The organism is Moorena sp. SIO2C4, from assembly GCF_010672485.1.
Taxonomy (GTDB): Bacteria; Cyanobacteriota; Cyanobacteriia; order Cyanobacteriales; family Coleofasciculaceae; genus Moorena; species Moorena producens.
The window spans coordinates 1-8,452 of sequence record NZ_JAAHGN010000229.1; the positions used below are offsets into that span (position 1 = coordinate 1).

General features: G+C 41.7%; 5 protein-coding genes and 2 pseudogenes. 6 read left to right on the forward strand and 1 reads right to left on the reverse strand.

Going from position 1 to position 8,452, the window contains the following annotated elements; genetic code table 11:
* Positions 1-18: 18 nt before the first annotated feature.
* The 3 genes and pseudogenes from F6K20_RS14220 to F6K20_RS14230 form a co-directional block, all read left to right on the forward strand.
* Positions 19-342: pseudogene (locus tag F6K20_RS14220) on the forward strand (lasso peptide biosynthesis B2 protein); the annotation flags it as partial.
* Positions 343-344: 2 nt separating this feature from the next.
* Positions 345-2,372, forward strand: coding sequence for a lasso peptide isopeptide bond-forming cyclase (locus F6K20_RS14225; RefSeq protein ID WP_287295050.1), 2,028 nt, complete (start codon positions 345-347; stop codon positions 2,370-2,372).
* Positions 2,373-2,447: 75 nt separating this feature from the next.
* Positions 2,448-2,606 (forward strand): lasso peptide, encoded by a 159-nt coding sequence (locus tag F6K20_RS14230; RefSeq protein ID WP_009149818.1) that lies wholly within the window; start codon positions 2,448-2,450, stop codon positions 2,604-2,606.
* A gap of 106 nt (positions 2,607-2,712) precedes the next feature.
* Here F6K20_RS14230 and F6K20_RS40660 read toward each other — a convergent pair.
* A pseudogene (locus F6K20_RS40660) lies at positions 2,713-3,065 on the reverse strand (hypothetical protein); the annotation flags it as partial.
* Positions 3,066-3,489: 424 nt separating this feature from the next.
* On the opposite strand from F6K20_RS40660, the gene F6K20_RS14245 reads away from it, so the two are divergent.
* The 3 genes from F6K20_RS14245 (at position 3,490) to F6K20_RS14255 (ending at position 7,900) form a co-directional block, all read left to right on the forward strand.
* Complete coding sequence (locus F6K20_RS14245; RefSeq protein ID WP_009149819.1) at positions 3,490-4,347, forward strand: hypothetical protein; 858 nt, start codon at positions 3,490-3,492, stop codon at positions 4,345-4,347.
* 217 nt (positions 4,348-4,564) lie between these two features.
* Entirely contained in the window at positions 4,565-6,460 is a 1,896-nt protein-coding gene (locus F6K20_RS14250) for an ABC transporter ATP-binding protein (RefSeq protein WP_287253566.1), read from the forward strand.
* Between the two features lie 282 nt (positions 6,461-6,742).
* Positions 6,743-7,900, forward strand: coding sequence for a nucleotidyltransferase domain-containing protein (locus tag F6K20_RS14255; protein ID WP_009149821.1), 1,158 nt, complete (start codon positions 6,743-6,745; stop codon positions 7,898-7,900).
* Positions 7,901-8,452: the final 552 nt, after the last annotated feature.

The window sequence follows — 8,452 nt, forward strand, 5'->3', positions numbered from 1 at the left end:
TAGTTTTTATCCTTTCAAACCTTACACCAGCGCTTAGAACAGATAAGTCACTATCGTTTTACTCACACAGCCAATCTGGTTAAACTTAATCACATCCTGTGGGCTGTAAACATAACTAGCCGTTATATGCCAGGGAAAGTCAAGTGTTTAGCAAGGGCTTTAACAACCTATACCTTAATGGTTCAGTATGGCTATGTTCCTCAATTACGTATTGGGGTTGCTAAGGGAGAATCAGGACAGCTAGAAGCTCACGCTTGGGTGGAAAATCAGGGCTTAGTTGTCATTGGTCAATTGCCGGATTTAACTCGTTTCAAAACCCTACCATCCTTAGGAAAGCATTAACCATGAGTGGTATTGTTGGAATTTTTGATCTTGATGGTTGTGCAGTAAAGCAAACCGATCTCAGCCAGATGTTAGATACCTTAGCCCATCGGGGAACTGACGCAGCTAATGTTTGGTGTGAGGGGGAGGTGGGATTTGGTCATCGGATGTTGTGGACAACACCGGAGTCTTTGCTAGAAGTCCAACCCCTAGTGGATTCTGAGCGTAATTGTATTTTAACCGCTGATGCTCGCATTGATAATCGGGATGAGCTAATTACTACCTTGGAATTAGCAGAGCAAGAGCCGGAAAAAATTACCGACAGCGATTTAATTTTAGCCGCCTACCACCGATGGGGAAAGGACTGTCCCCAATACCTGTTGGGGGATTTTGCTTTTGCCATTTGGGATCAGTCTCAGCAACAGCTTTTTTGTGCCAGAGATCATCTTGGTGTTAAGCCTTTTTACTATTATTATCAAGCAGAGAAAGCTTTTTTGTTTGCTTCTGAGATGAAGGCTTTATTTTGCCTACCTCAGATTCCTCAACGCATTAACGAAGTCCGGATTGCTGACTTTATTATGTTAATGCTAGAGGACAAGGTTATTACTACTTATGAAAATGTTTTCCGCTTACCTCCAGCCCATAGTTTGATTATTAATCAAACTGAACTGCGAACTTGGTCTTATTGGTCATTAGATCCAAGCAAAGAACTGCATTTAGAATCCGATCAAGCCTATGCAGATGCCTTTCGGGAAATCTTTACCGAGGCGGTGCGCTGTCGTTTACGTAGTGCTTTTCCCATTGGTTCTCAGTTAAGTGGTGGTTTAGATTCCTCGTCGATTACTTGTGTCGCACGGGATTTATTAGCTGAGACAAAAAAGCCGCCATTACATACCTTTTCCTGTGTTTTTGATACCCTCAAACAATGCGATGAACGATCCTTTATTGAGGCAGTATTAAATCAAGGGGAGTTTATACCCCATTTTATTGCTGGCGACCAAATAGGACCTCTCTCAGACATTGATCAGATTTTTGAGTATGAGGATGAGGCGTTTCCTGGCCCCAATTATTATTTTCCGTGGCGATTGAATCAAATTGCTAAAAAACAAGGGGTTCGTATTCTTTTAGATGGACATGATGGTGATAATATAGTTTCCCACGGCATTTATCGACTCACCGAATTAGCCTCTCAAGGAAAATGGGCAGTTTTTGCCCAGGAAACCAAAACATTGGCCCATAACTTTGGTACTTCAGCTAGTACTTTAGTAGAAATTCACGGCATTCCTACTCTACGTAAATTGGCTAAACAGTTTGGTTGGTTAGAATTTATCGAAGCCATCCAGCAAATTCATCGCCACATCGGGCTGTCTCGCAAACAACTATTAGTTCAGCATGGTTTGCGACCAATAGTGCCAGATTTGATCAAAAAGTGGGTAAGGCGATATCAACCTTTCCAGGTTTCTGGTAATAAATCGACACCTTTAATTAACCAAGAGTTTGCTGAACGCATTGGTTTACAAGAACGATTAAAACATTGGTCTACCCCACCATATACCCCATTAACCGTTAGGAAAAACCAATTCCAGGCTTTAAATGCGGGAGTATTCACCTTAGTATTGGAACAAATTGATCGCTGCGCTGCTGCTGCTGGTATAGAAGCCCGTCATCCCTTTATGGATAAGCGGTTAATTGAGTTTTGTTTAGCACTTCCTTCCGAGCAAAAATTGCGTCAGGGATGGAGTAGAATGGTTATGCGCCGTGCTTTGAGGGGAAGCCTTCCAGAGGTGATACAGTGGAGAGGAGGAAAAGGGGATCTCAGTGACAATTTTGTTCATGGTTTACTGGAATTTAATCGCGCCCAACTGGAAGGGATTATGGGAACACCCCTTGAGTCCATTAATAACTATGTAAACACCAACACTGTGCAAAAGACCTATCAAAAATTAATCTCAGCTAAGAATCTAACGTCTCAGGAAAAAATGACTATTTGGCTGGGTGCAAGCTTGACCCTAGCACTCAATAAACTGTCTAAAAATCAGAAGACAGTTTGAGAGTGATTTACGGGTCACAGGGTCAGGTTGTATTTACCAAATCCAAATGTTCTATTATCTACAGGAGATTAGTCAATGACTAAAACTTACACTCAACCCGATCTCATTATTCACGGTAACGTGGAAGAGATCACTCTATCTCAAGGTGTCACAGCTGATCAAGACTTTATCATCTTAACATCGGGAACTATTACTACCAACAGTACTGGTTCCAGTGACTTCACACAACCCTAACTCACCTGAATTAATTATTCATTTGTAGAGTTTGATCAACTTTTTCCTTGTCATCTCTAAGATGACAAGGAAAAAGTAATGGGTGCATATCATCTTTGTAAAAACATCATTGATAAAGCATTCCATTTAAGTAAGCACAGCGTAAAAAAAGAATCTTATTAACATTTTTAATATTCCATTGTGATCCTGATATTTGAAATCGCATTCCTATTTGCTTAATGCCCGATTCAATTGCTCCTGAACCTAGTGAAATAATTCGCTATATCTGATAGTATTCATAGTTAATTATTCGATTTTTATGAGTTTCTCTATAGTTGCAAAAATTTTGTGCTACTTTCTTTTTTAAGCCCCACGGTGCGCGTTCCCTAGCGCTTTGAGAAAGCGCGGGGTCGCACCGCTAAATAACTCTAAAGTCTCTGCCACTTTTCCTGACCAGAGTAACTTTTCTCCTGTCTTGATGCAGTCGCTCATGGGGGAAACTTCTTCTTGGATATAGTCTCTTAAGGTTGTTTCTATATCCTCAAATCTTTGCTTATTTCCTGGGGGTGTGTGGCGATCTAAAAGTTGAGCGACAGCTTTTAAATGTTCTTTTAGCTCTTGCTTTTATTCCGGACTCAAGTTCATAAATTTTAGTAATTATTAAAAATAGTTGACTTCCAATAATATCATGATTTTGATATTTTGGCAAAACTGAGATGCACCCAAAGTAATTGAAGTCAATCAATCTTTAATGCTCATAGATATAACACAGTTTAAGACAGAGAATAAATTCTCTGTCTTATTGATTATGGTGGGCCAACGTTTGCCCACCATACTAGGAAGTAGGTAAAAAAAATGACTATACCTCAGATTCATAATTAGTTAATTAAAACAATAAATAATAATGTACAGTTATAGTGCCTTTGGTTTATGCATCCATTCTGAGATTAGGTTACCGGAATTATTACCATCCCAAGGACAGCCAGATCTTATGATCCGTTTTGGCGATATAAAAGACTTATCTCACGAAACTATTAACGAGAAAGAGCGCGTCCTTGGCTACATAGAGGGAGTGGGCAAATTCTTGATTTGTCAGGGTCGAGAAATTACAGTGTATCCCTTAACAGACCAAGACCCCTCAGTAGTACGCCCGACAATTGTAGGGTCTGCTATGGCAGCAGTACTGCGACAAAGGGGATTATTGGTACTTCATGCTAGTTGTGTGAATATCAATGGTAAAGGGATTGCTTTCATGGGAAACTCTGGTGCAGGTAAATCAACCCTGGCAGATGCTTTCCATTGCCAAAACTATCCGGTTTTAACCGATGATGTAATGGCAGTGAATACCACCGCTCAACAGCCGATGGTGTTACCAGCCTATCCTCAATTCAAACTGTGGCAACCAACGGTAGATGCTTTAGGACATAAGCCGGAACAATTGTCTCCTATTTTTGTGGGTGCTGATAAGCTTCGCTATAGGTTTGAGGAGGGTTTCCAAAGCACACCCTTACCTTTAAAACGTATTTATATTTTGGCCTATGGTTCTGAGCATAGTATCAAACCGGTAAACCCTCAAATGGCGTTTGCTGCTTTGGTGCGTCACACCAGGGAAACCCAAATCTTAAATGCTCCTGAAATTGTTAAAGCCCATGTGCAGCAGTGCGCGGCTTTGTTTAAGGAAGTTACGTTTTTCTATCTCGTGCGTCGTCCTGGTTTAGAGGAATTACCAAAGAGTTTGGCATTGGTAGAAAACCATCTGTAAGCATATGCGCTACGCGCACGCTGCTTGAGGTGCCGTCAGCGGTCAGCCGTCAGTAATTAGTCGTAGGGTGGGTTAGGCGGCGAATAGTATAAAACTCACCTTTTAAGATAGCTGTCCGCCGTAACCCACCAATAGTCAATCACTAATCGCTGTCAGCAGATTTACTTGATCAACAGTCTTTCAAAATTAAAAATTAAAAATTAAAAATTAATCAGTTTTGATTTCAAATTTACGTAGTACTGTTCAACTAGCTTCCTATTTACCAAAAACCCTGAGTCTAATTTGGCAATCTGCTCACCATTGGACAATTGCTTGGCTGATTTTATTGGTATTACAAGGATGTTTACCTGTTGCGACATTGTATTTAACGCGATCGCTAGTGGATAGACTAGTCGCAGTTGTAGGGGCTGGATTACAACCGGAGACTATTCGCTTGGTAATGTTACCTATTGCTTTATTCGGGGGAGTATTATTACTCACTGAAATCCTCAAAGGGATTAGCGAGTGGGTGCGCACCGCCCAAGCAGAAATAGTTCAAGATTACATCAGTGATTTAGTACATCAGCAGTCCTTAGCCATTGATTTAGCCTGCTACGAGTCCTCAGAATACCACGACTACCTAAATCGAGCTAGGAGTGGGGCTGGAGGTCGTTCTTTGGCTTTAATGGAAAACCTGGGGATTTTACTACAAAGCAGCATCACCTTGATTTCGGTAATTGCCATTCTTTTACCCTATGGTATCTTGCTACCGATAGCCATAGTAATTGGTACTCTACCGGGTTTTTACGTTGTGCTACGTCTCAATCGCCACCATCATCAATGGTGGCAGAAAACCACCCTAGACCGGCGTTGGCTGGAGTATTATGAGATTGTGCTTACCCATAGTGCGGCGGCGGCGGAAGTGCGTGTGTTTGGACTGGGAACCCATTTTCGCACTGCTTATCAAACCTTGCGTCAACGATTGCGCCTAGAACATCTGCAACTGATTAAACAGCGAAGTTTAGGACGCTTTGGTGCTAACTTAATTACCTTACTGGTGTTAAGTGGAGCTATAGTTTGGATTGGACAGCAAATGCTCCTAGGATTAATTACCATGGGAGATGTTGCCCTATTTTATCAAGCTTTTAACCGAGGACAAGAATTAATGAAATCCTTGCTAGGTAATATAGGAGAAATATATAAAAACAGCCTATTTGTTAGCAATCTTTTCGCATTTCTTAATCTAGAGCCTAAGGTTGTTGATCCGCCTCAGCCTAAAACTATTCCCTCATCCTTGCAGCAGGGAATTCGCTTTCGACAGGTAAGTTTTAAGTATCCCGGTAGTCAACACCTGGTGCTAGAAAATTTCAACTTGACAATTCCCGCAGGTAAAATTGTGGCGATTGTCGGGGATAACGGTGCCGGTAAAACCACTTTGACTAAACTACTGTGTCGCTTTTATGACCCGGAATCCGGCAGTGTAGAGCTAGATGGTGTTGACCTGAAAAACTTTTCGGTAGCAGATCTGCGCAAGGCAATTACAGTACTGTTTCAATTTCCCCTGCGTCATGTGGCTACCCCTGCTGAGAATATCACCTTTGGTAATTTAGCAGAATCAGCAAACTTACCAGCGGTTGAAACAGCAGCCCAAGCCGCCGGGATTCACGAGCGAATTTTACGACTTCCCCAAGAGTACAATTCCTTGCTAGGAACATCTTTCCCAGGAGGTGTGGATCTTAGTGGTGGTGAGTGGCAAAGGTTAGCACTAGCAAGAGCTTTTTTTAGACAAGCTCCGATTATTATCCTAGATGAACCAACCAGCGCCATGGACCCTTGGGCAGAAATGGACTGGTTAAATCGTTTTCGTATCTTGGCCCAAGGACAAACTGCTATTGTAATCACCCATCGCTTTACTTTGGCGATGCGGGCTGACTTAATTTACGTGATGCGAGACGGAAAAATTGTCGAGTCCGGTAGTCACGATGAATTAGTCACTCAGGGAGGGCTTTATGCCGAGTCTTGGCAAGCACAAATGTATAGTAGCGAACGGGAAACAGACCAGGGCATGCATCTCAGTTTTACACAAATACTCCGATTGAAGGCTAAAAAACTTCTCCAGTTCCCTGAGTTATAGCAGTTCTCAGGACGAGTGAGCGACATTGCTTATCCCTTTAAGGCAATAGGCAATAGGCAATAGGCAATAGGCAATAGTAAAGAATTAAAGTAGGGTGGGCAAAGTAATATAATCATTAATACTCAAAACAATCAAACGGTTTTTGCCCACCCTACAAAGACGAATTAAAGTAGGGTGGGCAAAGTAATATAATCATTAATACTCAAAACAATCAAACGGTTTTTGCCCACCCTACAAAGTGACCGGTATTGAAAAAATTTGAATTTAATATAAATACAAAAATTGCTAAAATCAGGCTTGGGTATTGCTCCTCAATTAGTCCGTCCAGAAGCTAAACTGTTATTGTGCTGTGCCCGTACTAAATTAGACCCTGACCTAGTTGATCAGATCCAACTATTAGTCCAGCAGGATTTAGATTGGCTATGGATTGTTGGGATGGCACAGCAGCAGAAAGTACTGCCTTTATTAGTTAGAAATCTTAGTTACCTAGAATGCACTCAAATTCCCTCTGATTTATGGCAATATATGCAAGCTAAGGTACGCTCAATTACCTTATATAATTTGTCTCTTACTAGAACCCTGGTTAAGCTATTACCCCAACTAGAAGCTCGCGGTATTGCCGCTATTCCCTATAAAGGGCCTACTTTAGCAGCAGCAGCCTATGGTGATTTAGCTTTGCGGGAGTTTGTTGATTTAGATTTACTAGTTAGCGAACAGGATTTTGAATCAATTAAAGAGGTTTTGAGAACTTTAGGGTATCATTTGGGTAGCTTCAGCTTTTCCTGGTCGCAAAATTATGTCCATGAGGGGACTCTAGTTAACCTTGATGTACATCGTAATCTGACTCAACCCTATTTTCCGTTTCGCCTTGATTTTAAGGCCCTGTGGCAGGACAAACAGCCGATCCAACTGATGGACCAGACCGTAGAGCATCTGGCATGGGAAGACTTGCTAGTGGTGTTGTGTGTTCAGGTAGCAAAAGATGCCCATCATCATCAAAAAGAATTATCGAAAGTTTGTGATATTGCTGAGGTGATCCGCGCCTATCCTAATCTAGATTGGGAAAAGGTTTTAGCCCGTGCCACTGCTTGGGGAGGAAAACGACTACTTTTGTTTGGACTATGTCTAACTCATGACTTGTTAGCAACTCCCCTACCCCCATTCATTTGGCAGAAGATTAAGTCGGACTTGGTGGTGCGAGTTTATGCAAAACTAGTGGGGCGACATATTTTGTCAGAGGAGGATGTTTATAGTTCCCGGGGAAAATTAGGGATGCTATTGCGGGGATTGATGTTGTTAGAGTCTCCCTTATTGCTAAGCCATAGTAATCAACAACTCCTTTCTCATATAATACTAGCAAGATTTAGGCAAAAGTTTGGGTATTCCGTACTTGTTATGCTAAATAAACACTTTGACAAAGGGAGCAGGAATCCCCCCTAACCCCCCTTAGTAAGGCAGGGAGCAGGGAGCAGATAATAGGCAAGAGGCAAGAGGCAAGAGGCAAGAGGTAAAAAATCCTGTGTACCTCATAGCTATAAGAAACGCTAGATCAGCCCATAATTATTCACTAAACGTAAATTAAGGATTAAACGTTTTCTACCAATTAACATAATTTTCCTGAAAGCTATCGATTAGTAAGAATAACTAAGTGGAACCTAACTAAGGGCTTATTTTCCGAATTGGTTTATAAAAAACTATCAACATTTAAATCGGGGCTACCTACACCTTAATTAACTAAACTACTAAACTCAAATTAAATACTAGCTAGTTATTACTATCTAGATCCTTACGTTTAGGAGTGGGCTTCGATGGTCCTGTTGATCTCAGTCTCTCCCCATACTACTTTTCTAAGGTTTTTATGTCAACGCCAGGAAAGGGAGTAATGGGGAGATGTTGTGTCTATGGTTTTAGGGAGTCGGGAGTCGGGAGTCGGGAGTCGGGAGTCGGGAGTCGGGAGTCGGGAGTCGGGAGTCGGGAGTCGGGAGTCGGGAA

Excerpts from the sequence above, each read along its gene's own strand:
- F6K20_RS14225 (WP_287295050.1), top strand. The coding sequence starts at position 345 with ATGAGTGGTATTGTTGGAATTTTTGATCTTGATGGTTGTGCAGTAAAG.
- F6K20_RS14230 (WP_009149818.1), top strand. The coding sequence starts at position 2,448 with ATGACTAAAACTTACACTCAACCCGATCTCATTATTCACGGTAACGTG.
- F6K20_RS14245 (WP_009149819.1), top strand. The coding sequence starts at position 3,490 with ATGTACAGTTATAGTGCCTTTGGTTTATGCATCCATTCTGAGATTAGG.